The 24,541-nt window shown below is 64.9% G+C and carries 19 protein-coding genes; 11 read left to right on the top strand and 8 right to left on the bottom strand.

Features of this window, described 5'->3' with window-relative positions:
• The first annotated feature begins 22 nt into the window (after positions 1 to 22).
• Complete coding sequence (locus AC4D6D_RS23465; protein WP_491328805.1) at positions 23 to 526, top strand: Crp/Fnr family transcriptional regulator; 504 nt, start codon at positions 23 to 25, stop codon at positions 524 to 526.
• A gap of 22 nt (positions 527 to 548) precedes the next feature.
• Here AC4D6D_RS23465 and AC4D6D_RS23470 read toward each other — a convergent pair whose 3' ends face one another.
• The 3 genes from AC4D6D_RS23470 to AC4D6D_RS23480 are packed head-to-tail and all read right to left on the bottom strand — an operon-like array spanning position 549 to position 4,128.
• The gene (locus tag AC4D6D_RS23470) at positions 549 to 2,033 is read right to left on the bottom strand and encodes a TRAFs-binding domain-containing protein (protein ID WP_491327906.1); all 1,485 of its coding nucleotides are present in this window, start codon (positions 2,031 to 2,033) and stop codon (positions 549 to 551) included.
• Positions 2,034 to 2,037: 4 nt separating this feature from the next.
• The gene (locus AC4D6D_RS23475) at positions 2,038 to 2,532 is read right to left on the bottom strand and encodes a nucleotide synthetase (RefSeq protein WP_491327907.1); all 495 of its coding nucleotides are present in this window, start codon (positions 2,530 to 2,532) and stop codon (positions 2,038 to 2,040) included.
• A gap of 9 nt (positions 2,533 to 2,541) precedes the next feature.
• Positions 2,542 to 4,128, bottom strand: coding sequence for a toll/interleukin-1 receptor domain-containing protein (locus AC4D6D_RS23480; RefSeq protein WP_491327908.1), 1,587 nt, complete (start codon positions 4,126 to 4,128; stop codon positions 2,542 to 2,544).
• A gap of 252 nt (positions 4,129 to 4,380) precedes the next feature.
• On the opposite strand from AC4D6D_RS23480, the gene AC4D6D_RS23485 reads away from it, so the two are divergent.
• From AC4D6D_RS23485 to AC4D6D_RS23500, 4 genes are all read left to right on the top strand, one after another.
• Positions 4,381 to 5,352: a GAF domain-containing protein gene (locus tag AC4D6D_RS23485; RefSeq protein ID WP_491327909.1), complete on the top strand. Its 972-nt coding sequence runs from the start codon at positions 4,381 to 4,383 to the stop codon at positions 5,350 to 5,352.
• A gap of 147 nt (positions 5,353 to 5,499) precedes the next feature.
• The gene (adh, locus tag AC4D6D_RS23490) at positions 5,500 to 7,020 is read left to right on the top strand and encodes an aldehyde dehydrogenase (protein ID WP_491327910.1); all 1,521 of its coding nucleotides are present in this window, start codon (positions 5,500 to 5,502) and stop codon (positions 7,018 to 7,020) included.
• 97 nt (positions 7,021 to 7,117) lie between these two features.
• Complete coding sequence (gene adhP / locus AC4D6D_RS23495; RefSeq protein WP_491327911.1) at positions 7,118 to 8,149, top strand: alcohol dehydrogenase AdhP; 1,032 nt, start codon at positions 7,118 to 7,120, stop codon at positions 8,147 to 8,149.
• A gap of 74 nt (positions 8,150 to 8,223) precedes the next feature.
• Entirely contained in the window at positions 8,224 to 8,604 is a 381-nt protein-coding gene (locus tag AC4D6D_RS23500) for a DUF779 domain-containing protein (protein WP_491327912.1), read from the top strand.
• Positions 8,605 to 8,851: 247 nt separating this feature from the next.
• On the opposite strand, the gene AC4D6D_RS23505 is transcribed toward AC4D6D_RS23500, so the two are convergent.
• A complete protein-coding gene (locus AC4D6D_RS23505) occupies positions 8,852 to 11,986 on the bottom strand; it encodes a glycoside hydrolase family 2 TIM barrel-domain containing protein (RefSeq protein WP_491327913.1) in 3,135 nt (1,044 codons plus the stop codon).
• 152 nt (positions 11,987 to 12,138) lie between these two features.
• Between AC4D6D_RS23505 and AC4D6D_RS23510 the strand changes: the two genes are divergently transcribed.
• The 3 genes from AC4D6D_RS23510 (at position 12,139) to ubiM (ending at position 15,404) form a co-directional block, all read left to right on the top strand.
• Positions 12,139 to 12,411: a DUF6356 family protein gene (locus AC4D6D_RS23510; protein WP_491327914.1), complete on the top strand. Its 273-nt coding sequence runs from the start codon at positions 12,139 to 12,141 to the stop codon at positions 12,409 to 12,411.
• A gap of 211 nt (positions 12,412 to 12,622) precedes the next feature.
• The gene (locus AC4D6D_RS23515; RefSeq protein WP_491327915.1) at positions 12,623 to 14,164 is read left to right on the top strand and encodes an MDR family MFS transporter; all 1,542 of its coding nucleotides are present in this window, start codon (positions 12,623 to 12,625) and stop codon (positions 14,162 to 14,164) included.
• A 13-nt stretch (positions 14,165 to 14,177) separates the two neighbouring features.
• Positions 14,178 to 15,404, top strand: a complete 1,227-nt coding sequence (ubiM, locus tag AC4D6D_RS23520) for a 5-demethoxyubiquinol-8 5-hydroxylase UbiM (RefSeq protein WP_491327916.1) — start codon at positions 14,178 to 14,180, stop codon at positions 15,402 to 15,404.
• 6 nt (positions 15,405 to 15,410) lie between these two features.
• On the opposite strand, the gene AC4D6D_RS23525 is transcribed toward ubiM, so the two are convergent.
• Together AC4D6D_RS23525 and AC4D6D_RS23530 are read right to left on the bottom strand one after the other, a co-directional pair.
• Positions 15,411 to 16,010 (bottom strand): biliverdin-producing heme oxygenase, encoded by a 600-nt coding sequence (locus AC4D6D_RS23525; protein ID WP_491327917.1) that lies wholly within the window; start codon positions 16,008 to 16,010, stop codon positions 15,411 to 15,413.
• Between the two features lie 70 nt (positions 16,011 to 16,080).
• On the bottom strand, positions 16,081 to 18,315 hold the full coding sequence (locus AC4D6D_RS23530) for a TonB-dependent hemoglobin/transferrin/lactoferrin family receptor (RefSeq protein WP_491327918.1): 2,235 nt from the start codon (positions 18,313 to 18,315) through the stop codon (positions 16,081 to 16,083).
• Between the two features lie 254 nt (positions 18,316 to 18,569).
• Here AC4D6D_RS23530 and AC4D6D_RS23535 point away from each other — a divergent pair, with 254 nt between their 5' ends.
• Together AC4D6D_RS23535 and AC4D6D_RS23540 are read left to right on the top strand one after the other, a co-directional pair.
• Complete coding sequence (locus AC4D6D_RS23535; protein ID WP_491327919.1) at positions 18,570 to 20,858, top strand: TonB-dependent receptor; 2,289 nt, start codon at positions 18,570 to 18,572, stop codon at positions 20,856 to 20,858.
• A gap of 72 nt (positions 20,859 to 20,930) precedes the next feature.
• On the top strand, positions 20,931 to 21,419 hold the full coding sequence (locus AC4D6D_RS23540) for an RrF2 family transcriptional regulator (RefSeq protein ID WP_491327920.1): 489 nt from the start codon (positions 20,931 to 20,933) through the stop codon (positions 21,417 to 21,419).
• 46 nt (positions 21,420 to 21,465) lie between these two features.
• Here AC4D6D_RS23540 and AC4D6D_RS23545 read toward each other — a convergent pair whose 3' ends face one another.
• A complete protein-coding gene (locus tag AC4D6D_RS23545) occupies positions 21,466 to 21,945 on the bottom strand; it encodes a carboxymuconolactone decarboxylase family protein (protein WP_491327921.1) in 480 nt (159 codons plus the stop codon).
• Between the two features lie 199 nt (positions 21,946 to 22,144).
• Between AC4D6D_RS23545 and AC4D6D_RS23550 the strand changes: the two genes are divergently transcribed.
• On the top strand, positions 22,145 to 23,611 hold the full coding sequence (locus tag AC4D6D_RS23550; RefSeq protein WP_491327922.1) for a CYTH and CHAD domain-containing protein: 1,467 nt from the start codon (positions 22,145 to 22,147) through the stop codon (positions 23,609 to 23,611).
• A gap of 7 nt (positions 23,612 to 23,618) precedes the next feature.
• Here the strand turns inward: AC4D6D_RS23550 and AC4D6D_RS23555 are convergent, their stop codons facing one another.
• Positions 23,619 to 24,398, bottom strand: a complete 780-nt coding sequence (locus AC4D6D_RS23555) for a helix-turn-helix domain-containing protein (protein WP_491327923.1) — start codon at positions 24,396 to 24,398, stop codon at positions 23,619 to 23,621.
• Between the last annotated feature and the right edge of the window lie 143 nt (positions 24,399 to 24,541).

Here is a 24,541-nt window from a genome sequence, read left to right on the forward strand (position 1 = left end):
AGAGCCTTCGCATTATTGCTGGCTGGTGATCGACGGCGCCCTGCGAGTCGAGACTTACGGACTGGAAGGGCAGCGCCAGCAAGTCGCCCAGTTCGGTCCCGGCGAATTTTTCGGCGCCTACCCGGCCCCGACCGTCCATCGCGCCGAGATCAACGCCTTGCTCGACTGCCAGTTGCTCTGCGCCGAGGCGGGCAAGATTGCCGAACTGGTGGCGGAAAACGTGCAGATCGCCGCAGGCATGGCGCGCCTGCTTGCCCGGCAGCTCGACCGTGCGCTCGACCGCATGGTCACCCGGATGACCTATAGCGCGGCCGGGCGGGTTTATGCCGAACTCGTGGCGCTCGCCAACGGATGCGAGCGTATCGCCCCTCCGCCGCGCGTCACGACGCTGGCCCTGGGCGCCAACACCACCCGCGAGACCGCATCCCGCGCCATCGCCGCGCTTATCCGCCGCGGAATCATCAGCCGGGACGAGGAGCAGTTGACCATTCACGCCCCGCGTATGCTGGCCGAAATGATCTGCTGAAGAAGAACTGTCAGGAACGCGATCAGGAGGATTGCGGGCAGGAGGATTGCGGGCAGTAAAGCCCGATCGGAACGTCACCCAGGGTGGTGACGATCTCTCCCGCCGATTCGAAACGATGATCCGGCGCAATCAGGTCGAGAGCCGCGATCTGCGGCCAGGATGCGCAAATACTTCCCGGCGGAGCCGCTCGGGCCAGCAGGATCGCCAATTCACCCGAAAGGTCCAGGTCTTCGCCTGGCGTCACGGCACGATGATCGAGGCCCAGCCGGACGTCCGGTATCGCTTGCGACAGCGAAATCGCATGTTCCAATGCGGCCGCGAGGTCGTCGAAGGCCAGCATACTCGCCCCTTCCACGGCGATTTCAGCAACGGATCGGCTACCGGGGATGACCGGAAGTATTTCCGTCGATGCGATGATCGCGCGGTTCAGGGCGGGATTGAGACAGCCACCGCGTGCAGGCAACGATTCCGTCAGAACCACTTCCCGAACCGGCAAGCCCCGCGCCCGCCATTCAGCTTCCGGACAGCCCGCCGCATCCGTCGAGCGCGAGACGTGCAGAGCGACCGCACGGGTCGCCAGATTGCGAGCATGCCGCAGGGCAAGACCCATGGCCACCCGCGAACCATTCATGATCGCTGCTTCGGAAAGATCGGCATTGGTATCGAGCGCTTCCACTACGTCCGCCTCCTCGATCAGCCGATCGAAGCGTTCGGCCCAGGAGGCACCATAGTCCGCCACCGAAACTTCGCGAAAACGAGCGAGCCGTGTCGGCAGGACGACGTGAAGATGCGCGCCCCGTGCGTGCGCCATTTCCGCCACGAGAATATCGGTTCCGGCAGCCAGGGCCCCGAAGACCGCGCACGGCCGGATTTCGTCCAGCGCTTCGTCGAGCCGCGCCCGCACTTCGGTCTCGTCCTGCGGAAGGCCGATGATTCCCGAAAAATAGAGGCTTGGCGGTGGTTGCAGGTGATCGAAGTAATCCGCCGCATGGCCTAGCCCATCCAGTATCCGGCGGAACTGCCGCAGAGTGACGGCGTGGTCCTCCCAGGCCTGCGGCGCAGCCAGCATCGCCCGTTCCAGAGCCGCACGGCTTCCTTGCCTGTCATCGAGCAGAAGTCGTGCCTCGGCCTCGGTGGCGGCGAGCCAGTAGCGGGTTTCCGCTTCGTGCTCGCCGCTGGAAAGGATGTCGAGAATGCGACGAGCGATACCCCGTGCTTCCTCGGACCGATCGTTCAGGAAGGCGATCGTGGCCGCGTTGATGAGCGGATATGTCGCCGGACGATCGCCCGCCGCCTGGAGATAAGCCTTTTGCGCTTCTCCCAGCAGCTGCCCCCGCTCGCGGCCTTGCGCCTGAAGGCCCCGGTCCTTCAGAATCCTGCCCTTGAGGCTCAAGGCCTCCGGCATCGAGGATGCCGAAAGCCCGGCATCCTCGAACATCCGCCACGCTCGCCAGGTATCCCCCGCACGCGCGATCTGCCGGATTCTGGCAAGAGCAGGAAGAGTCACAAATTCACCTTTGATTCTGGATGCCAGAACCGTTCGGCGGCGGGTTCTTGATGTCGGGATCGATCGTCAGGCCGATCCACCTCGGTTCGCACCGGGTGCCCTGCAGCAAGTCCACGTTGATGTTGAAACGATGGTTTGTGCCCAGCTTGCCGCCCTGGTTGTAGCGTGCCTGGAAGGTCACCGTCTTGTAACGATCCAATTCCTTGTCGTAGTTGCTGTATTCAAGTCCGCCGTAATAGGAAGACAGGGCTTCCTTGGTGGTGATCGCATCCCACTCCTTCGAGAAATAGAGTTGCTCGCCGACCAGTTCAATTTCGACCTTCGTGTTGCAGGTGACCGGGATGTAGTCCACGTCCTCGCCGACGACGCCGTAGTTCAGCGAGATCTGGCCGCCATCGACCTCCAGCGTGACCTTGAACGGGATCGCTTCGGCATCGTCTGAAAGCCCGAGTTCGATGGAAGGTGAGAGACCGTATTGCGTATAGTTGAGTGTAGACATGCCTTTACCTCAATTTTCGAAGGGTCGTGCCAGTTTGCTCTGCCACATACGCCAATCGTTGTTTTCCGGATCGGATTCGATGAGCCGGGCGACGTCCTGCCGGGCTTCCTCTCTCATGTTTCGGGCCTGCGCCTTCTCGCCTATACTATAGAGCAATTGCGAGTTCGAATAACGCGCCAGCATCCAATCCTGCTGGTAGGTCACGTTCTTCGGGTCTTCCCTGATGAGCCGCTGGATGATCGCCGCCTGCTGCGCCCGCTCCTGCAGGGCTTCGGCATCGCGGCCCTGCGCGCGCAGGGCATCGGCCATCCAGGCATGGCGGTTGGCGATGTCGGCATCGACGCTGCGGTCCTGCGGCGCCAGCCGGGCGACGCGCTCCATCGTGCGCAGCGCATTGCCGCACTCGGCAAGCTGGTCCGGTGGCCCCTTCCGCGTGACGGCGATGGTGCAGATATTGCCCTCCGCATAAGCCAGTTCTCGCCAGTAGGCCTGGTTGCCCGGCACAAGGCGGACCAGATGCTCGGCCAGCGCGCGATAGGCGATGAAGCGCGGTTGAGCCTTGTCATAGCGCCCGGCGATGAAGTCCACGTAACCAAGCCAGAATTCGCTCTGGGCATGGGCGAATATGCGCGAAGGATCGCCGGGATCGGCGGCCAGCAGCGTTCCGGTGACGCGGTGCGCCTCGGCGAACTTGGCCACGGCACCGGCGTAGTCGCCGCGCTTGTGATCGTCCTCGCCCATGGCATGGAGAATGCGGGCGCGACGTTCCAGCGAGTCCACCGGCAGCCCGTCGAGATCGGACTGGTCCGCATAATAGCCGAGCGCCCGCTCGTTCACGGATCGCAGCACATCGAGACGGCCGACGCCTTCCAGCCTCTGCCTGAGGTCCGTCAACATGAACTCGATCAATCCTTCGGCCTGCCGTCTCTGGTGCTCGGCTTCCATTTGCGCGCGCAGCGCAAAGATCAGCATCAGGGCCATCGATAGAGTAAGCAGAACGGTAAGGAGCGTGATGGCGATCACGCGGCGCAATTGTCGCTGCGCGTCACGCTGGATGATCTGGTCGAGCGCGATTCCGGTCAGCCCGGCGACGATCTTCAGGCGGGCGAGCTTCGGTCCGTCGTGATCGGCGCGGAAGTCCGCTGCGATCGGCTCATGGGTGACGCCTTGGGCATCGGGGCCGACCAGCGAGGCCGGGAAGCTCTCCTCCGGCTCGCCCTCCAGCAGCGCGGCGATGACCGGGCGGTCGGGATGGAGGCTGCGGAACAGCTCGATCTCGGCATCGACCCAGCGCGAATTCTTTGCAGCCGGAGAACAGAGCACCAGCAGAACATCCGACTGCGAGAGCGCCTGCCGTACTTCCTGATCGAGGCTGGAAGCGGCGGCAAGCTCGGCGCGGTCGCGGAAGATCGGCGTCAACCGACGCGGAACGACGCCCGAGCGGGTGACGGAGCCGACAAGGCGCGCCGGGATACGGTAGGATTCCAGCCAGCGATGCAGCTTGCCGGCGAAGCGCTCGTCGACATGGCTATAGCTCAGAAACGCGCGGTAACGGCGCGTCTCCTCGATCCCTGCGATATCCTCTTCCGCCGTCATCGGCGACCAACGACCATCTGCTAACGCCCCTGAACGCACTCTTGCGGCTTCGACAGCAGCGCAAAACCCGTTCGTCGCCCCGAATGCCCGCCGCGCGTCATCCCTACCAGATGCGTTATCAAGCGCAACGTCCGAAAAGCGCGGCGAATTTCGGCGCTGGTCGCCAGATTGCGACCATGACGGGATTGGCCAGAAAAGGCCGTGTTTGACTTCATCCGCCTTTCAGGGTGATCTTCCTGCCCAGGAGATGTGATGAGTCGAAACGGCAACAGCGCAGGTTTGCGCCACATCGATGTGGTTATGGATGCGGTGCGCTCGCCGAGCAGCGCCGGGTTTTCCTCAGTCACCGCTTCGTGGTGCCGCTCGCTGCTGCACCACGGCCTCGATCCCGGCACCGGCGCCAAGCGCGCACGCGTCGATTTTTCCACCCTCGGTCATCACCGCGCCGAACACGAAACGCTCCTCGCCGTCGCCGCCCCCGTACTCGACCAGATGTTCCGCTCGGTCGGACGGTCCGGCTGCGGCGTGATCCTCAGCGATCCGACCGGGATCGTACTCGACCGCCGTGTCAGCGACGGCGATGCGCCCGAATTCGACGCCGTCGGCCTGGTCGAGGGCGGGCGCTGGAGCGAGGCGGAGGAAGGTACCAACGGCATCGGCACCTGCCTGTTCGAGGACCAGCCGGTCGTCATCCACCGCGACCAGCACTTCGCCAGCCGCAATGTCGGCATAAGCTGCATGGACGCCCCGCTCCACGACCCCTTCGGACGGCTGGCCGGTGCGCTCGACGTGTCGAGCTACCGGCAGGACCATGGATCGGCCATGGCCGAACTGGTCTCGGCCCTCGTGCGCGACGCGGCGCGGCGGATCGAGCGCGACTATTTCTGCCATCACTTTGCCGGATCGCGAATTGTGTTCCTGGCCGACGATCCGGTCCACGGCACCGCCCTGCTCGCGACCGACCGCGACGATCTCGTCATCGGCGCCAGCCGGGGCGCGCGTACCCGCCTGCGGCTGACCGATGCGCTGCTCGCCCGCCCTCGCCCGCTCGATCAGGTGCTTGGCGCGGACTCCCCCGGCCCCTCGTTCGAGGACAGCGACCGCAGCGTGCTGCGACAAGCACTGGCGCAGGCGGGCGGCAATGCCAGCGAGGCAGCACGCATCCTCGGCGTCGGCCGCGCGACGCTCTATCGCCGCATGGCCAAGGCCGGGCTTTCCCGCTAGTTCCGCCGAATGCGAAGAAAACTGTCTCGCGGGTGAGACAACGGGGGGCAACCAGCCCTCGCCCCCGGCTTTCGCAATCCATTCCGGTGCGCAACACTCCTCTCCGACGAGACGCCAATCAGGCGCCGCAAGAGAGGATAGACATCCGTGGACGCACCTGTTCAGGACCGGGCCGCACTCAAGGCTCCCTTCGCCGCCCGCTACGACAACTTCATCGGCGGTGCCTGGGTTGCGCCAAAGGCCGGTCGCTACTTCGACAACACCTCCCCCATCACCGGCAAGGTGGTCGGCCAGATCGCCCGCTCGGACGCCTCCGACGTCGAGGCCGCGCTGGATGCCGCCCATGCGGCGAAGGACGGCTGGGGCAAGACCTCGGTCGCAGAGCGCTCCCGCGTGCTCAATCTCATCGCCGACCGCATGGAGGAGAACCTCGAACGCCTCGCCGCCGCCGAGACCTGGGACAACGGCAAGCCGATCCGCGAGACGCTGGCCGCCGACGTGCCGCTCGCCATCGACCACTTCCGCTACTACGCAGGCGTGATCCGCGGCCAGGAAGGCTCGATCAGCGAGATCGACCAGGACACCGTCGCCTACCACTTCCATGAGCCGCTCGGCGTCGTCGGGCAGATCATTCCCTGGAACTTCCCGCTGCTGATGGCCGCCTGGAAGCTTGCCCCGGCGCTGGCGGCAGGCAACTGCGTGGTGCTCAAGCCCGCCGAGCAGACCCCCGCCTCGATCATGGTCTGGGCCGAGATCGTCGGCGACCTGCTGCCCGCCGGTACGCTCAACATCGTCAACGGTTTCGGCCTCGAAGCGGGCAAGCCGCTCGCCTCGTCCAGCCGCATCGCCAAGATCGCCTTCACCGGCGAGACGACCACCGGCCGCCTCATCATGCAATATGCCAGCGAGAACCTGATCCCGGTCACGCTGGAACTCGGCGGCAAGTCGCCCAACATCTTCTTCGAGGACGTTGCCGAAAAGGACGACGATTTCTTCGACAAGGCGATCGAGGGCTTCGTGATGTTCGCGCTCAACCAGGGCGAAGTCTGCACCTGTCCCAGCCGCGCGCTAATCCAGGAAAGTATCTACGAGCGCTTCATGGAGCGCGCGCTTCAGCGCGTCGCCGCGATCGTCCAGGGCAACCCGCTCGATCCCGCAACGATGATCGGCGCGCAGGCCTCTTCCGAGCAGCGCGAGAAGATCCTCTCCTACTTCGACATCGGCCGCCAGGAAGGCGCGGAAGTGCTGATCGGCGGCGAGGCAGCGGAACTGGAGGGGGAACTTGCGGGCGGCTATTACGTCAAGCCAACCGTGTTCAAGGGCCACAACAAGATGCGGATCTTCCAGGAGGAGATCTTCGGCCCGGTCGTTTCCGTCACCACTTTCAAGGACGCCGACGAGGCGCTCGCGATCGCCAACGACACGCTCTACGGCCTCGGCGCCGGTGTCTGGAGCCGCGATGCGAACACCTGCTACCGCTTCGGCCGCGAGATCAAGGCCGGGCGCGTCTGGACCAACTGCTATCACGCCTATCCGGCCCATGCGGCCTTCGGCGGCTACAAGCAGTCCGGCATCGGCCGCGAGACCCACAAGATGATGCTCGATCACTACCAGCAGACCAAGAACATGCTGGTGAGCTACAGTCCCAAGAAGCTCGGATTTTTCTGAGCTTCGTTCCCCGGCGCGCCCCGCTCCGCTCTCTCCCGTAAGCGGGGCGCGCCCTCCTCATCCCGACCACCTGACCATCCCTGAGAGGAATGTTGCAATGGCCAAGACCATGAAGGCTGCCGTCGTGCGTGAATTCGGCAAGCCGCTGACCATCGACGAAGTGCCGGTGCCCGAAGTCGGCCCCGGCCAGATCCAGGTGGCGATCCAGGCCTCCGGCGTCTGCCACACCGACCTCCACGCCGCCGAAGGCGACTGGCCGGTCAAGCCCAATCCGCCGTTCATTCCGGGCCACGAGGGCGTGGGCTATGTCAGCCAGGTCGGCGCGGGCGTCACCCATCTCAAGGAAGGCGACCGCGTGGGCGTGCCCTGGCTCTACAGCGCCTGCGGCCACTGCGTGCACTGCCTCGGCGGATGGGAAACGCTCTGCGAGACGCAGGAGAACACCGGCTACTCGGTCAACGGCGGTTTTGCCGACTACGTGATCGCCGATCCCAATTACGTCGGCCACTTGCCCGGCAATATCAGCTTCACCGAGATCGCGCCGGTGCTCTGCGCAGGCGTCACGGTCTACAAGGGCCTGAAGATGACCGACACCAAGCCCGGCGACTATGTGGCGATCAGCGGCATCGGCGGGCTTGGCCACATGGCGGTGCAATATGCCGTCGCCATGGGCCTGAACGTCGCGGCCATCGACATCGACGATGCCAAGCTCGACCTTGCCCGCAGGCTTGGCGCGACGATCACCGTCAACGCCCGCAACGAAGATCCGGCCACGATCATCAAGCGCGAGACCGGCGGCGGGGTCAACGGCGCGTTGGTGACGGCGGTGAGCGAAAAGGCGTTCGCGCAGGCGGTCGGCGTGGTCGCGCGCGGCGGCACCGTGGCGCTCAACGGCTTGCCGCCGGGCGATTTCCCGCTCAACATCTTCGGCATGGTGCTGAACGGCATCACCGTGCGCGGCTCGATCGTCGGCACCCGGCTCGACTTGCAGGAATCGATCGATTTCGCCGCGCAGGGCAAGGTCAAGGCGACCGTCGAGACCGCAAGGATCGAGGACATCAACGCGATCTTCGAACGCATGCACAAGGGCCAGATCGAAGGGCGTATCGTCCTCGACATGGCAAGCTAGGTTCAACGAAGTGGCGCCGACTCCATTCCTCCAGCACGAGGTTGGCGTCACGGATTTGAAAGGAGACCGCCGGGGTGACGAATGAGGTAGAACGGGTCGCCGCCACCCCGGCGGCACTTGCCCTGATAGCGGAACTGACCGCCGAGTACGGCCCGGTGCTGTTCCACCAGTCCGGTGGCTGCTGCGACGGCTCGTCGCCGATGTGCTATCCGCAGGGCGAGTTTCGTATCGGCGAGGGCGACATCCTGCTGGGCGAAGTAGGCGGCGCGCCGGTTTATATCGGCCGAGCGCAGGGCGAGGCTTGGGCGCATACCCAGTTGATCCTCGACGTCGTGCCCGGCCGGGGCGGCATGTTCAGCCTCGACAACGGCCGCGAGCAGCGGTTCCTGACGCGCGGCCGCGTCTTCAGCGAAGACGAGTTGCGGTTTCTGGCGGATGGATCGGGTTTGCCCTAAGAGCCGCCGCTCCCCATTCCGCCTAACGCCCCGAACGCTCACCACGTCATTCAAAACACACCACGTCATCCTGAACTCGTTTCAGGATCCATCTTGCCGCCTGCCCCGCCGTCCGATCGGCAATCCCCCATCTCCGCTCTCTTCCCGCAAGCGATCGGAGGAGGCCCAACAATGGATCCTGAAACAAGTTCAGGATGACGAGTGCGGTAAACTGAAGGTATGCGTTGCCAACCTGCCTATCAAATCCTCAGCGAAAACCCGTCGCCCCGATCGTAAACGAATAAGTCAGCGGCTTGAGCGCAATGCGATAGGGCATATGCGCCCGGCCATCGAGGTTCCAGCCGGTATCGCCGCCCACACCCGCCTGCGCCGCATCGATCAGCAGCGTGCCGTTGCCATGCGGACGAATGTCCGAGCTATGCGCCTGCGACGGCGGCTTGGTCGCCAGATCGGCATAAGGAAACGCCAGCGCGTTGACCGAGAGCGGCTGGGCACCCGTGACGCGCAATCCCGTTTTGGGGCCCGTCTTCCCACCGGTCAGTTCGATCCAGCGCACGTCGGTCTTGTTGCCGGATTCCTGCGGCCGGGCATAGTCGTGGAACTGGTCCGCCAGCGCGCCCTGCCACTGGGCGATCAGGCCGCCCGTCTTGCGGTCAGCATACGTCTCCTGCGGCCCGCGCCCGAACCAGCGGACCTGATCGAGCATGCCCGGCGTCTCGAAGGCCAGACCCACGCGCAGCGGATCGGGCAGCGTATCGCGCAGCGGTTCGAAGTGGACGGTGACGCCCACGCTGCCGTCCGCCGCCATCGTCCAGCGCGTCGCGGTCTTCACCGAGCCGACGCCCATGTCGTGGTGAACGACGATGGCGTTGCCGTCGCGCTCGATCGCCTCGACCCTGCGGTGCTCGGAGAAATACTGCCACATGGCATGGCTCTTGGGCACGCCCGAGCCGAGATCGTTGTCTGTGGGCGAGCGCCAGAAGTTCGGCGCACCGCCGGTCAGCAGCAGCTTGCCGCCGCGTTCGTAGCGGGTGACGAGGCCGGTGGCCTTTTCGATCTCCAGCACCGCATCGCCCGTGGCGAAGCGCAAGGACGATCCGGTCTCGCTCGGGGCGACGGCACCGGCAGCGACCGGGACCACGGCAGGCGCGGAAAGTGCGAACTGCTCCCAGCCGACGACATGCCCGGCAGGCTGGGTCGGCACCGCGCCGGCCTTGGCGCGGGCGCGCAGCACGAGGATGCGCTCGGCAGCCGCGTCCCTGGCCGCCGGAACCGGCACGGTGAGCGCCGCCGATGCTCCCGCCGCCACATCGGGCATCGTCAGCGCGCCATGCGCCACGTCCTTGCCGTTCTCCATCAACGTCCAGTCGAGCGTGAAGCGGGAGAGATCGATATGGTCGTGCCGGTTGAGCACGCGGTAGCCGCTAGCGTCCTGCGTGAAGGCGATCGGCGCCTGCACTTTGGCGAGTTCGTAATATTCGGGATCGGGCGTGCGGTCGGACTGGATCACGCCGTCGCCCACCGGGCTGTCGTCGCCATGGACGCCGGGTGCCTTCGGATCGGAATCGTAGTCGAGGCCTTGCCCCCAATAAGTCCGCCCGTCCTTGTCCTTCAGCTCCATGGTCTGGTCCACCCAGTCCCAGATGAAGCCGCCCTGCAGCTTGGGGTAGGCGCGCATGGCATCCCAGTAGCCCTGAAGATCGCCGAGGCTGTTGCCCATCGCGTGCGCATATTCGCAAAGGATCAACGGCTGGGTGAAATTCGGGTCCTTGGCGTAGTCGATCATCTTCGGCACGTCGTCATACATCGGCGCGAAGATATCGACGTAGCTATTGGTCGGATGGCGCCAGTTGCTCATGCTCCAGCCGAGGAAATTGATGAGCCGCGTAGGATCGTTTTCCCGCACCCACTTGCCCGCCGCCTCGAAACTGGTGCCGATGCCGGTCTCGTTGCCCAGCGACCAGAAGATGATCGAGGGGTGGTTGCGGTCGCGCCGGACCATGCGCTCGACGCGGTCGAGATGCGCCGCCTTCCACTTGGGATCGTTGCCAAGGAGGTATTTGGGATCGTTGCCGTGTTCCTGCGAAAGGCTGAGATAGCCGTGGCTCTCGATATTGGCCTCGTCCATGACGTAGAGGCCGTATTCGTCGGCGAGATCGTACCATCGCGGGTCGTTGGGGTAGTGCGAGGTCCGCACGGCGTTGACGTTGGCCGCCTTCATCAGTTCGATATCGCGGCGCATCGTCGCTTCGGACATGACGTGGAAGGTCTTGGGATCGTGTTCGTGGCGGTTGACGCCGCGGATCATGATGCGCTTGCCGTTCACGCGCACTTCGCCGCCCGCGATCTCCACGGTGCGGAAGCCGATGCGGCGGCTGGTCGCCTCGACCAGCTTGCCCTTGTCGTCCAGCAGTTCGACCAGCAGCGTGTAGAGCTGCGGGTCTTCGGCGGACCATGTGCGCACGGCGGGAATGGAGGCGGCCAGCGCCACCGCGCCGCCTTGCGCAGCCCCCTCGCGTGTCAGGATCTCGCGCTTGCCATCAAGCACGGTCGCCCGCACGCGCATGGCAGCAGGCTGGCCGCCGAGGTCGACCTTCAGGCCGAGCTTGCCATCGCGGTAGTCGTTCTCCAACCCGGCATCGACGGTGAGGTCGCGGATATGCGTGGCGGGCGCAGCATAGAGCGTCACGCTGCGCTCGATGCCGTTGACGCGCCAGAAGTCCTGATCTTCCAGATAGCTGCCGTCGGCAAAGCGGTAGAGTTCGATGGCGACGGTGTTGGTTCCGGCATGGGCAAAGCGCGTCACGTCGAATTCGGCGGGCAGCTTGGAGTCCTCGGAGTAACCCACGCGCTGGCCGTTGACCCAGATGTAATAGGCCGCGCCCGCCGCGCCGACTGTCAGCAGCAGCTTGCGGCCCGACCAGCTGGCCGGAACCGTGAATTCGCGGCGGTAGGAGCCGACTTCGTTGAGGCTATGATCGATCCACGGCTGGTTGCGCGGGAAGGGATAGCCGCTGCCGACGAAGACCGGACGGCCATGCCCTTCGGCCTGGAGAATGCCGGGCACTTTCATCGTGCCCCAGCCGCTCACGTCGAATTGGGGCTTGAAGAAGTCCACCGGGCGGCTTTCCGGCGTGGGCGAGAGGTGGAACTTCCACTCCCCGTCCAGCGAGAGGTGATAACGCGATTTCGCCACGTCGCGGGATAAGGCACCGCCGCGGGTCTCGAAGCCGTCGAAGGTCGTGTGCATGGGCTCGGCGCCCTGACGCAGCACTTCCGGCTGCTCCCATTCGGCAGGGGTATTCTCGGCACGCGCGGGCACCGCCAGAAGAACACCGGCCACGAGAGCGCCGATCGCGCAGCTACCCAGAATGTGTCGCACTTGTCTCAGCCCCTTGATGATGGGCCTTGGCGCCACATCCATTTCATATATCGTATACTTAAAGTGTGAGATTGCAACGGTCTTCCCCTGCGATGTAACCCTTCGCTATCGCTCCCTCGGACTCAGTCCGGGGTGAAGATCAGGAGAAACCCGTGTTCCGCAAACTGTTCGTCGATCATCCCCGCGCCGTGAACGAGACTTACGGCGAGCACTGGCTCGTCGCCAATCGCTTCGGCGTGCTGATGATCCTCGCGGGACTGGGCGCGATCCTTCACGGCTTCATTCCCGGCCTGATGACCCGCACCGGCAGCAACATGATCCGCAAGCTCCATGGCGAGATGACGAACCGCCAGCCGCGCGTTCCCGCACCGGCAAAACCATCGCCACAGCCGCGCGCCGAATGGCAGCTCGAATACGAAATCTGAACGTCACTGCGCAGTTTTTGCAACTGCAAATCCCGCCCCGACCGCCATTTCCGTCGGGTCGGCAGGTTTCTTTTTTGCACCAATGCGCCTATATCCCCTTCAGTCGGCACGCCCGCATGACAGATGGACGGCCTTTTGACGGAGGGGATTTTACCCCTCCGCGCATTCGAAAGTTGCCCATGTCCTCCCCCCTCCCCACTACGCAGGCCCCATGTTGAGGCCGCGTCGTCGCGGCATGGCTTCGGTCAATGCGGAAGTTCGTGACGGCATCGTGCCCGCCGCCGGTTCGCTCGCCAAGACACGCGACGAAGGACCTGCGACATCGGGCGCCAACTACCGGCTGGTGGCGCTCATCATCGCCTCCGCCCTCTTCATGGAATTCGTGGACTCGACGGTGCTCGCCACCGCGCTGCCGACGATGGCGCGCGATTTCGGCGTCCGTCCGCAGGAGATGAGCGTCGCGCTGACGTCCTATCTTCTGGCGCTGGCAATCTTCATTCCCGCCTCCGGCATGATCGCCGACCGCTTCGGATCGCGCACCGTGTTCCGCACCGCCATCCTGCTCTTCGTGCTCGGCAGCCTGGCCTGCGGACAGGCGCTTTCGCTGGAGATGATGGTCGTCTCGCGCTTCCTTCAGGGCATGGGCGGCGCGATGATGATCCCGGTGGGGCGGCTGGTGCTGCTGCGCTCGGTCGCCAAGCAGGACATGGTCAATGCCATGTCCTGGCTGCTGGTGCCCGCGCTGATCGGCCCGATCATCGGCCCGCCGCTCGGCGGGTTGATCGTGACCTATCTGGACTGGCGCTGGATTTTCTACATCAACCTGCCGATGGGCGTGCTGGGCTTCTATCTGGTCGGCCGCTTCATCGCCAATATCCGCGAGGACGATCCCGGCCGCTTCGACACGCCCGGCTTCGTGCTGAGCGGGTTGTCGCTCGGCTGCCTGCTATTCGGTTTCGAGATGGTGAGCCGCCCCGGCGAGGGCCTGGCCGCCTCGTCACTCATCGCGATCGGCCTCGTGACCGGCCTGTTCTACGTGCTCCACGCCCGCAAGCGCGAGAACAAGGGCGAGAGCGCGATCCTCGACCTCTCGCTCATGCGCGACAACACCTTCCGCCTCTCGGTCATTGCCGGTTCGATCACGCGCATCACCCAGGGCGCGCAGCCGTTCCTGCTGCCGCTGATGATGCAGGTGGGCTTCGGCTTCTCCGCCGCGCGCAGCGGCACCATCACCGTGGCGACGGCGATCGGCTCGCTCGCCATGAAGAGCTTCGCCCCGCGCGTGCTGCGCCGCTTCGGTTTCCGCCGCGCGCTCGTGTGGAACGGGGTGATCGCCACGGCGGGTTATGCGAGCTGCGGACTGTTCAGCCCGAGCTGGCCGGTCTGGACGATGTTCTGCGTGCTGGCACTGTCCGGCTTCTTCATGTCGTTCCAGTTCACCGCCTACAATACCATCGCTTATGACGGCATCGACAAGAAGCAGATGAGCCGCGCCACGGCCTTCTATTCTACCTTCCAGCAGCTCATGCTCTCGCTGGGCATCTGCGTCGCGGCCATGGCGCTCCATCTGGCGATGATGGCGGGCGGCCACGCGGCGCCGACGCTCGCCGATTTCTCGATCGCCTTCTGGGTGGTGACGGCGATCTCGCTGACCGCCACGCTGTGGAACCTGCGTTTCGCGCCGGACGCCGGATCGGAAATCAGCGGCCACGCCCCTGCCGAGGACGACGAACCGCGCAAGGAAGCCGCCTGAATTGACGCGGATCATGGCGCTCGCCGAAACGGCCGGCCATTATCGCACCACGATGATGGAACGACCGACGATGACGCATGACGTTGCCATAGTGGGCGCTGGCCCGGCAGGGCTTGCCTTTGCCGCCTCGCTGGCCGGATCGGGGCTGCGCGTGGCGGTGATCGAGCGCCAGCCTGCCGCCGTGCTTGCGGCCCCGCCGGTAGACGGGCGCGAGATCGCGCTCACCCTTCGCTCGGTGCGTGAACTTCAGGCCCTCGGCGCTTGGGACCGCATCGATGCAGACGGTATCGCCCCCTTGCGCGAAGCCCGCGTGCTGAACGGCGGCTCGCCTTTCGCGCTGGCTTTCGGAACCGGCGCGAGCGGCGAGGAGCAGCTCGGCCACCTCGTGTCCAACCACCTGATCCGACGCGCACTTTTTGAACTCGTGGACGCACTGCCGGGCATCGAGATTCTCGCGGGCCGTTCCATCTCCAGCTTCCGCAACGACAGCGGGGGCATGAACATTGCGCTCGACGATGGCACCCGCCTGAAAGCGCGCCTGCTGGTGGGCGCGGACTCGCGCTTCTCATGGGTCCGCGAGCAACTCGGCATCGGTGCGGAAGTGAACCGGCTCGGCCGCTCAATGCTCGTCTGCCGGGTCGAGCATGACGGCGACCACGAGGGCGTGGCAACCGAGTGGTTCGACCATGGCCAAACGATCGCGATGCTGCCGCTGAACGGCCGTCGCTCCTCCGCCGTTCTAACGCTGCCGAGCGAGGATGTCGCGCGGCTCGCCGCCTTGGATGCCGAGGCGCTGGGGGCGGAACTGACCCGCCGGTACGAAGGACGGCTGGGCCGGATGAACCTTGTGGGCAAGGCGCATGTCTATCCACTCGCCACCACTTACGCCCGCCACTTCGCAGCCCGGCGCGTGGCGCTTATCGGCGATGCAGCGGTCGGCATGCACCCGGTGACGGCGCATGGCTTCAATCTCGGTCTGGCGAGCGCCCGCTTGCTCGGCAAGCTGGTCTCGGATGCGGCACGGCAAGGCGGCGACATTGCCGCCTCCCTGTTGCTGCGCCGCTACGAGGCGACCCACCGCCTGGGGAGCCGCCCGATCTACACGGCCACGAACATGATCGTCGGCCTCTATACCGCCGAGCATCCCGCAGCCCGCGCGGCACGTCATGCCGGACTGCGGGCAGCGGCAAAGGTGCCCTTCGTGTCACGCAGCGTCAGTCGGATGCTGATGCAGCCGTAAACTTCGTCAACGGTATTCCTGCTCCACCAGCGCATGAACGCGGCGGAAGGCGGCATTGGCACCGTCGATCACGCGCATCTCTTCCGCCTCATCCAGCGAAACCTGATCGAGCGCGCCGGTGAACGAGCGCCAGTGCTGCGCGCGGCCATCCGGATGCCCGGCGAGGTGGCGCGCACCGTGGTTCTCGTCGAGCCCCAGCGCGCGGGCCATCTTGAACAGGAACGCCGCCCCGAGATTGGACCCTTCCGCGACATAGAGCCAGCCGAGTGCGGTCGGCACGTCGATCTCTCCGGCGGCGAAGCGGGGCGCTTCGGCGGGTTCTGGGTGCGGCGCGGCGAGATCCGCCATGTCCTGCCCGATCTCATCGAACCGTCTGCGCCCGGCGAGGTCGGGCACCAGCGCGGCAAGATCCGCATCGCCGTAGAGCGCCTCGATGTCGCGGTGGAACTGATATTGTACTGCCAGGAAGCGGGCATAGTTTGAAACCGCCGCGAAAGGCTCACCGGCCATGATCCGCTTGTCGAGCCGGTCGTGCGTTTCCGTCGTGGCCGCCTTGAGACGCTTCGCGCGCCCGGTTTCGGCCGGAGTCTGAAGTGTCGTATCCATCGGTATTCCTTCTTCGCTTGCTTCACGCGGTTGCCGGGGAAGCGGAAATGCGCCGCCCCGGCCCTGCACGTCAGAACGCCAGTATCATCGACGCCTTGTAGGTCCGTCCCGGCTGGCTGTAATAGCGCTGCGAGACGGTGGCGCTGTCGGAAATGTCGAGCGCGTTGTAATAGGTCTTGTCGAGCAGGTTGTACACGCCGCCCTGAAGGCGCAGACCCTCGAACAGGCCCGGTTTGACCCATGCCGTGAAATCGACGATGCCGTAGCCCGGCGTCTTGTTGATCGTCGAGGTCGGGTCCTCCACCTTGTTCCGCTTTGCCGCGACGGTGGCGGAAAGGTCGGCACCGAAGCGTTCCTGGCTGTAACCGAAGCCGGCTATACCACGCAGCGGCGGGATCGAATTAAGGTAGACGTCCTCATCCGTGTCCTTGCCGTGCGCATAGGCGATCGAGCCCCAGACCCGCCAGTTGTCGGTCAGCGCCCACTGCGCGCTCGCCTCAATGCCGTAGATGCGGACATGGGCGCGGTTGACGTACTTGAACACGCCGAAGGGATAGCTCCCGCGGAGACCCGCTTCGAACGCGGTCGTGGTGATCGTGTCGATGAAGTTCCGGTAGTAGTTATCGTAGAAGCTGACCTTCGCCCCGCGCTTGGCATCGCCGAACTTCAGGCCCAGTTCGTAGCCCTTGCTGGTTTCCGGCTTGAGGTCCGGATTGCCGATGCTGACGTAGCTGCCGGTGCCGCCATAGGTCAGGTAGAGTTCGGTAGCCGAGGGCGCGCGGAAGGCCTGGGCATACTGCGCATAGGCCGTCAGGTTCGGAACGATGTCGTATTCGGCCATGATCTTCGGCGAGAACTGGGAATCGCTCGATCGCGCCGGGAGACCCTCATAAGCTGCGTTCACGGTGTAGGTCGGCGTGTCCTGCGGCGTGCGGCGATACCAGTCGAAGCGCAGGCCCGGCGTCAGGTGGAAGTTGCCGAAGGTCATGCGGTCCTGAGTAAACAGGCCCAGGTCGATGCCGTCGACGTCCGGCATGTCGGACTGGTTTACATGGAGGAACGAGCAGGCCCGGATCGCCGCCGTGCAATTGTCGGCACCGGCCGCATATTGGGTGGTCTTGGTCGTATAGACTTCGCCGCCCAGGCTGATCGCGTGGCTCACCGCCCCCGTCGTCAAGCGTCCGACGATCGAGCCGTTGGCTCCCCAGGACTCGTCCTGGAGGTCGCTGTCGCGGTCGTACTGGCCGATCGGCGCGGTCGTGCGCATCGCCCGCGTGTACGTGCGCAGGTTCAGGCGCTGCCAATAGCCGACGAGATGGGCTTCCTGCACGAAGCCGTCGCCTTCGGCCTGATAGTCGTATGTTCCCGCCACGCGCTTGCGCCTGTTCTGCTCAAGGGTCGCATAAGAAGAATAGGTGGCGTTGACGCTCGTGAGGGTATCCTCATCGTAGCTGCGCTTGAAGGTCTCCCCGGTCAAGCCGATGCGGTGGCCTCCGCCGAGGTACTGGTGGACTTTGACCAGCAGGTTTTCCTGATCGTAGGAGGCGGGGTTCTTCGCGGTCCGCGTTGCGCCGGTGCCATAGGTATTGCCCTGGTTCTCGGTCTCGTGGCCGTTCTGGTAGCCGCCCTGGATCAGCACCAGCGTTTCGCCGGTGCGGAAAGCCGCCGCCTGGTTCAGGTAGACGCTGTCGCTGGCACTGTCATACGTCGCCTTGCCGAGCGCACCCTGCTTCTTGCCGTCGGTCAGCAGGTCTTCGGGATCGAGCGTGCGCACCGCGAAGACGCCGCCCAGCGCGCCTTGGCCGAAGTAGCTGGAATCGCCGCTCTTCACCACGTCGATGGCACTGAGCGAGTTGAAATCGAAAGCCGCGACACCGCCCTGCACCCCCCGCGCTCCGTCGGTCATCCACGGGAGGCGAATGCCGTCCACGGTGGTCAGCACGCGATTGGAATCGAGACCGCGGATATTGATGCTCTGGTTGTTGCTGCTGAAGTTCACCCCGGCGTCGACGCGGCGGGCATATTCGGCGATGTTGTCGACCATCCGCTCGCGCAGGGTCTCGCCCGAGGTCGTCGTGGTGAGCACGGCGGGCTTGCCCGCGGCATTGCGATCGACGCCCTGCTGCTGTTCGCCGAGCGCGGTATCCTCGACCTTTACCGAGCCGAGCTTCACCGCCTCGTCACCGGACGCTGCCGCGCCGTCTGCCGCATGGGCCTGCACGCCCGCGCAGAAGATCGCTGCCGTGCCGAGAGCGGATGAGTGTCGCAGCATTCGGGAAAACGCGCGCCGAGTGGGGAAAGTCATGAATGAATCGCCTTGATGCTAATGATTCGCAGAAGCGCTATCTGCACAATGTCGCACCTGGATTTCAACCTGCCTCGAAAATTTCCTTTGGAGATGGGATTTTCGTCCGTTCGAAGCCGTCGCGCCGGTCGCCGGGGCGGTGCCTCAACGCCTCCGCGATATCGCGTCCACGGCGATTTCGCCGCCAGCCCGTTCATGGAAAATGGCGCCAACCGGCGGTCAAGCCGGATCGGTAGGGCAAGGGGAGGAACGCAATGCGCAAATCGATGAAAGGCCTGATTTCGGCAGGCGCCGGAGCGGGAGCGCTGGCATCGGCCCTGCTCGGTGGTCAGGCCGCCGCGCAGGAAGGGAATTGGCCAATCTCCGCAGCACCTGCCGAGACGGGCGAGATCATCGTCACCGCCCAGCGCCGCGCCGAACGCTCGCTCGACGTGCCGATCACGGTCACTACGCTGAGCGAGGATACCCTGACCGATGCCGGCGTGCGCCAGCTTTCGGACATGTCGAAAGTCGTGCCCGCGCTGCGCTTCGACAAGTCGGGCGTCTATACCCAGCCGACGATCCGCGGCGTGGGCACCGCGATCGCCACCTCCGGCGGCGGCCCCAATGTCGCCACTTACGTCGACGGCTTCTTCCTGCCGAGCGCGGCGGCCACCGATTTCCAGCTTCTGAAAGTCCGGAACATCCAGGTGCTCAAAGGTCCGCAGGGGACCTTGTTCGGCCGCAACACCACGGGCGGCGCGATCCTGGTCTCGACGGCGGAACCCAGCGAAGACCCTTCCGGCGAACTGCGGATTTCCTATGGCCGCTTCGACACTGTCGAAGTCCAGTCCTATGCGACCTCGCGCCTGACCGAGGGCATGGCCTTCGATATCGAGGGCCTCTACCGCCGCAGCGACAACTTCCAGCGCAACATCGTCGATGGCAACGATCAGGTCGGCAAGTACAACCGCTGGTCGATCCGCACCGGCTTGAAGGTAGACGTCACGCCGGACGTCAGCGTGCTGCTGCGCTACACCCATTCGAAGACCGACGATCCTTCCGCGCTGATGCACAATGCTTTCGTCGACGGGAACGGCACGCGCTGGATCTACCAGTTCACGCCGCCCGGCTTCTATGCCACCAGACCCAACGAGGTCGCTCTCAATCCGGGTGACGGCGTCGGCGCGCGCACCAATACGGATGTTATCCAGGGCACGATCAAGGCCGATCTCGGCTTTGCCGACCTCACGTCCTACACCCAGTTCCGCGATGAGCGCGTCACCAGCATTCAGGACCTCGACGCCACCGCCCTGCCGATCTTCACCATCGGCATCGGATCGAACTCGAAGACCTTCACGCAGGAAGTCCTGCTGAACTCCAAGGCCGGATCGCTGCTCCAATGGACCACCGGCGTCTATTATTTCCGCAACCGCGACACCTGGCCGACCGCAGCCAAGCTCGGCACCGCGCCCTTCGTGCGCAACGGCGCATCCGGTACCCTGTCGCAATCGATCGCGGTATTCGGCGATGCGACGTACGAAGTGACGCCGCAACTCTTCCTCACCGCCGGTGCGCGCTACAGCCGCGACTGGGTCGATAAGGCCTATTTCCAGCGCGCCCTCACCGCTTCGGTCTATGAGGATGCGAACGGCAATCCGGTGCCCTTCGACCCGGCGACGCCGCTCTATACGCGCTTCGACGTCCCCAAGCTGACCAACAACCGCGTCACGCCGCGCGTCGTGCTGCGCTACAAGCCGAGCGAGCAATCGAGCCTCTACGCCTCGTTCACGCAAGGCTACAAGGCCGGGCTGCTCAATGTTGGCGGCTATTCTTACCGGCCGGTCAAGCCGGAGAAGATCAATGCCTACGAACTCGGCTACAAGTACGGCGACGGACGCTTCACCGCCGAGCTTTCCGGGTTCTACTACGACTACAGCAACCTTCAGGTCTCCAGCTTCCAGGCCGGGACCGCGCGCATCACCAATGCCGCCAGCTCGGAAATCTACGGCATCGAGGGCCAGGCGAGCGCCCGGATCACCAGCGACCTGACGGTCAGCGGCGGCCTCGCCTGGACCCATGCCCGCTACAAGTCGTTCCCCAACGCGCCGTTCTACCAGTTCTGCGATCCCGGCGCCGTGTTCGGCGCCTCGCCGGTGGCCTGCACGCCCACCAGCCTCGGCGGCCTCGGGCCGGGCGCGCTCGTCGAGACCGTCACCGACGCCAGCGGCTTCAAGATGCAGCGCACGCCCGAACTGACCGGCAATATCGCGGTCTCCTACGGGATCGACATGGGCGGCGGACGGCTGAACCTTTCCAGCAATCTCTATTACACGTCCTCGTTCTACTTCGGCATCGCCGAGCAGTTCAGGCAGCGCCAATACGCCCTGCTGGGCTTGCGCGCGGAATGGGTCGATCCCTCGGAGACAATCTCGATCGCCCTGTTCAGCGAGAACGTCACCAACCATCGCTATCGCTCCGCCGTGAACTATGCTTCGCTCGGGATCGGCAGCGTCTGGGCCGAGCCGATCACTTATGGCCTGACGCTGGGGATGAAATACTGAGCGCTTTCACCGTTGCCGACGGGGCTGCGCCAATCTAGGATATGGAATGTCCATGATTGGCGCGCCCCACGCATGAAGTTCAGGAACCAAGTCGAATGGGCGCTGCACTGCTGCTCGTTAATGAGTTCCTTGCCGGAAGGGCGCTATCTTTCAACGCGCAGCCTGTCCGAGTTCCACGGTGTGCCAAAGGAATATCTGGGCAAGGCGCTTCAGGGCCTCTCCAAAGCGGGGCTGGTGCTCACGACGCTGGGACCGAGCGGCGGCTACCGGCTGGCGCGCGAGGCCGGGCAGATCACGTTCCTGGACATCGTCGAGGCCGTGGAGGGACGCAAGTCCACGTTCCAGTGTAGCGAAATCCGCGCCAACAACCCCTGCCGCCCGTCCGACGCCTGTGACGACAGGCCCTGCGCGGTCGCCAGGATCATGTGGCGAGCAGACGAAGCGTGGCGCCGGTCGCTGGCGGAAGTCACGCTCGCCGATCTTCAGGAGATGCTTGCGGAAGATCTCGCGCCGGACATGTTGAAGCGCAGTTTCGACTGGCTTCTGGAGCGCGCAGGCTGAAAGGGCGGCTCCCTATGGAGCCACCCTTTTCGTCATTGCCGCGGGTTCAGGCGAGCCCGGCCTTTTCAAGACCGTAGAGCTTGTCCGCAGAACCCGGGACTGCCTGAAACGAGATGGACAGACGGTTCCACGCATTGATCGTCATCACCGCGAAAGTCAGGTCGACCAGTTCCTTTTCCGAGAACTCCTCGCGGACGCGGGCGTAGATTTCGTCGGGCACCCCGCCGGGTGCCAGCGTCGTCAGGGCCTCGGTCCAGGCCAGCGCCGCCCGCTCGCGCGGGCTGAACAGCCCCGATTCCCGCCAGATGGCGACGTGGTGGACGCGCAGTTCGCGCTCGCCGTGAATCTTCGCCTCCTTGACGTGCATGTCGAGACAGAAGGCGCAGCCGTTGATCTGCGAGGATCGGATATCAACCAGCGTGAGCGTGCTCTGCTCGATCGTGCTGTTCTTCACGGCCATGGAAAGCTCGTTCATCTTGCGGACCAGTTCGGGGGACTGCTTCGCATAATCGATACGCTGGGTCATTTCGCTTCGTCCTCATTACCGACTCTTTATGCGGATATTTTTTATCCGTAATTAACGGTGCTGTAAAGCGTCAAACTTTCGCCGCCCTTTGTAGCGCCCCGGTCATTCCTCTCGTGCACAACGGCTGCAGAAGAATTATCCTTCGCGAACAAATCGCAGCGCGGCGTGTTCGCAATCTTGCATCGGAGTAGATATCGAGATGACGGCAAGTGCCGATCAGGAAGCCGAACTGAAGCTGGACCTCGCGCACGAGGATGCCGACCGGCTTGAAGCTGCCGGACTGTTCCCGGGCGAACCACGCGTGATCCGCCAGCATTCCATCTACTTCGATACGCCGGGCCGCGCCCTGTCGGAGGCCGGTCTCTCGCTGCGCATCCGCAAGGCAGGCGAAGGAGACGCCATCCGGCGCGTGCAGACCGTCAAGGCGGACGGCAAGGCCGCAGGTCTCTTCATCCGCCCGGAATGGGAGCGAACGGTTGCGGACGACACCCCGGTGATCGACCATACGACACCGATCCCGGCCCTGCTGGGCGAGACACCGGACGACATCGCGCCTGTCTTCACGGTCGAGAACGAGCGTCTTGTCTGGCTCCACGAGGGGATCGAGATCACCCTCGACCGCAGCAGGATCGCTGCGTCGGAACGCGAGATCGCGTTCTGCGAGATCGAACTGGAACTGAAGCACGGAGACGCCGCCGCCCTCTTCGCCCTTGCCCACCGCATCGCCGATATCGTGCCGGTACGTCTCGGCATCGCCAGCAAGGCGGAGCGCGGCTACCGCCTGCTCGCGCCGGTTGCGTCAGCTTCCAAGGCCCACCGCATCGCGCTCGACAGCAAGATGACCGCAGCCGAAGCCTTTCAGGCGGTAGTGGCGGACTGTCTCCACCATTTCCGGCGCAACGAGCCGCTCGTCCTCGACCATCGCGACGGCGCGGCGCTGCATCAGGTCCGCGTTGCCATCCGGCGCCTGCGCTCCGCCATGACCTTGTTCAAGCCCATGCTGGACGAAGGCACGCGCCACGCGCTCAACAGGGAACTGCGCTGGCTCGCCGGACGGCTCGGGCAGGCCCGCGAACTCGACGTGCTGATCGGGCGGGCCGCGCCGGGTATGCTGCGCGACCGCCTCTTCGCCGCGCAGGACCGCGCCTATGCAACCGCCATCGAGGCACTGGACTCGCCCCGTACCCGCGTGCTCCTGCTCAGCATCGCGGAATGGACCTCGACCGGAGACTGGCGCTCGGACGCGGACAACCGCAACATCCGCGAGATGCCCGCCCGCGAGTTCGCAGCAGAAGTGCTCGATCGCTTCCGCCGCAAGGCGAAGAAGAGCGGCCGCAAGCTCGAAAAGCTCGACGATCACGCCCGGCACGAGGTCCGCAAAACCGCGAAGAAGCTGCGCTATGCGGTGGATTTCTTCGCCGCGCTCTTTCCCGAGAAGCGCGAAAAGCGGCGGCGCAAACGCTTCGTCGCGGCGCTGGAAGAACTACAGGACCGGCTCGGCACCCTCAACGATCTCGCCGGAGCGCCCAGGTTGCTGGCCTCACTCGACCTGCTCGACATGCCGGAAGCGTCGGACCTGTTCGGAAAGGCGCACAAGGCGAAGCTGCTGGAGCAGGCCGCCGAAGCCTATGAGAACTTCGTGGATGCCAAGCGCTTCTGGCGCTGAGCCACTTTCAGCAGGGAAGGTGCAGTCGGGCGAAGTCGCTCCCGGTCGAGCGGGCGAGCATCTCGCGGTACGTCTCGAAATGCGGCATGTCCGCCGTGACCAGACCCAGCGGCGCTTCCTCCGCTTCCGCCAGCTTGCGCAGGGCCACGGGAGCCGCGGCGGGCACGAGCTGCGATCCGCTGCCGACTTCCAGCGTGGTCAGGATACCGAAGAGCTGCCCGTCGATGGTCGGCCGCGACAGGATGGCGAGGCGGTACTGGCCCTGCTCGTTCGTCACCAGATAGATGTGGCCTGACAGGTTGGGCATGGAGACGTGCCCGGCCTGCTCGAAGCGGGAATCCGAGCGGCCGGATTCCGCGAAGCCGAGGCAGGCCTTCTCCGAGACCCAGCGGATCGTGGTGAGATAGGCGAAGAGGCTGCCCGGCGTGCCGAAGCTGGGGCGCAAGGTCAGGTAGCGCCCTTCCATCCACGTCACCGCCGAACGGGCATAGGCGCCCATCGTTTCCGGTGCGACATCGCTTGCCGTCGCGGTGGCAGCGGGCGCGCCGCCGTTCGTGCGCAGATTGACGCCCAATGCCTCCTCGATGCGCAGCAAGGTCGCCAGCGTGAAGGAGCGCTTGCCCGCCAGCGCCTTTTCCAGCGTCGAAAGGCTGATCCGCGCCATGTCCGCCAGCGCCTGACGCGAGATGCGGCGGCGGGCGATCTCCTCGCGCACGAGGCGCGCGGTTTCGGCGCCTTCGGGCGAAAGCGCTTCGGAATCGGTCGGGTCGGTTTGGGGCAATGTCATCACCGCCTCTTTCCGCACAAATGCGCACATTTCGTCAATAGCTTCGTAGGCCCGCGCATTTGCGCACAAGCATGGCGAAAACCGGCCAGGACTGCTCGTGGCTGTACGGTACGGCCTGCGCATAGAGGAAAGGCTCCCGATTG

It is taken from the genome of Novosphingobium sp. BF6 (assembly GCF_058273105.1).

Bases quoted from the DNA above. Each gene is read 5' to 3' on its own strand.
- AC4D6D_RS23530 (WP_491327918.1), bottom strand. From the start codon at position 18,315: ATGACTTTCCCCACTCGGCGCGCGTTTTCCCGAATGCTGCGACACTCA.
- AC4D6D_RS23555 (WP_491327923.1), bottom strand. From the start codon at position 24,398: ATGACATTGCCCCAAACCGACCCGACCGATTCCGAAGCGCTTTCGCCC.
- ubiM (WP_491327916.1), top strand. From the start codon at position 14,178: ATGGCGCTCGCCGAAACGGCCGGCCATTATCGCACCACGATGATGGAA.
- AC4D6D_RS23550 (WP_491327922.1), top strand. From the start codon at position 22,145: ATGACGGCAAGTGCCGATCAGGAAGCCGAACTGAAGCTGGACCTCGCG.
- AC4D6D_RS23540 (WP_491327920.1), top strand. From the start codon at position 20,931: ATGAAGTTCAGGAACCAAGTCGAATGGGCGCTGCACTGCTGCTCGTTA.
- adhP (WP_491327911.1), top strand. From the start codon at position 7,118: ATGGCCAAGACCATGAAGGCTGCCGTCGTGCGTGAATTCGGCAAGCCG.
- AC4D6D_RS23475 (WP_491327907.1), bottom strand. From the start codon at position 2,532: ATGTCTACACTCAACTATACGCAATACGGTCTCTCACCTTCCATCGAA.
- AC4D6D_RS23525 (WP_491327917.1), bottom strand. From the start codon at position 16,010: ATGGATACGACACTTCAGACTCCGGCCGAAACCGGGCGCGCGAAGCGT.
- AC4D6D_RS23545 (WP_491327921.1), bottom strand. From the start codon at position 21,945: ATGACCCAGCGTATCGATTATGCGAAGCAGTCCCCCGAACTGGTCCGC.
- AC4D6D_RS23485 (WP_491327909.1), top strand. From the start codon at position 4,381: ATGAGTCGAAACGGCAACAGCGCAGGTTTGCGCCACATCGATGTGGTT.
- AC4D6D_RS23480 (WP_491327908.1), bottom strand. From the start codon at position 4,128: ATGACGGCGGAAGAGGATATCGCAGGGATCGAGGAGACGCGCCGTTAC.
- AC4D6D_RS23535 (WP_491327919.1), top strand. From the start codon at position 18,570: ATGCGCAAATCGATGAAAGGCCTGATTTCGGCAGGCGCCGGAGCGGGA.
- AC4D6D_RS23515 (WP_491327915.1), top strand. From the start codon at position 12,623: ATGTTGAGGCCGCGTCGTCGCGGCATGGCTTCGGTCAATGCGGAAGTT.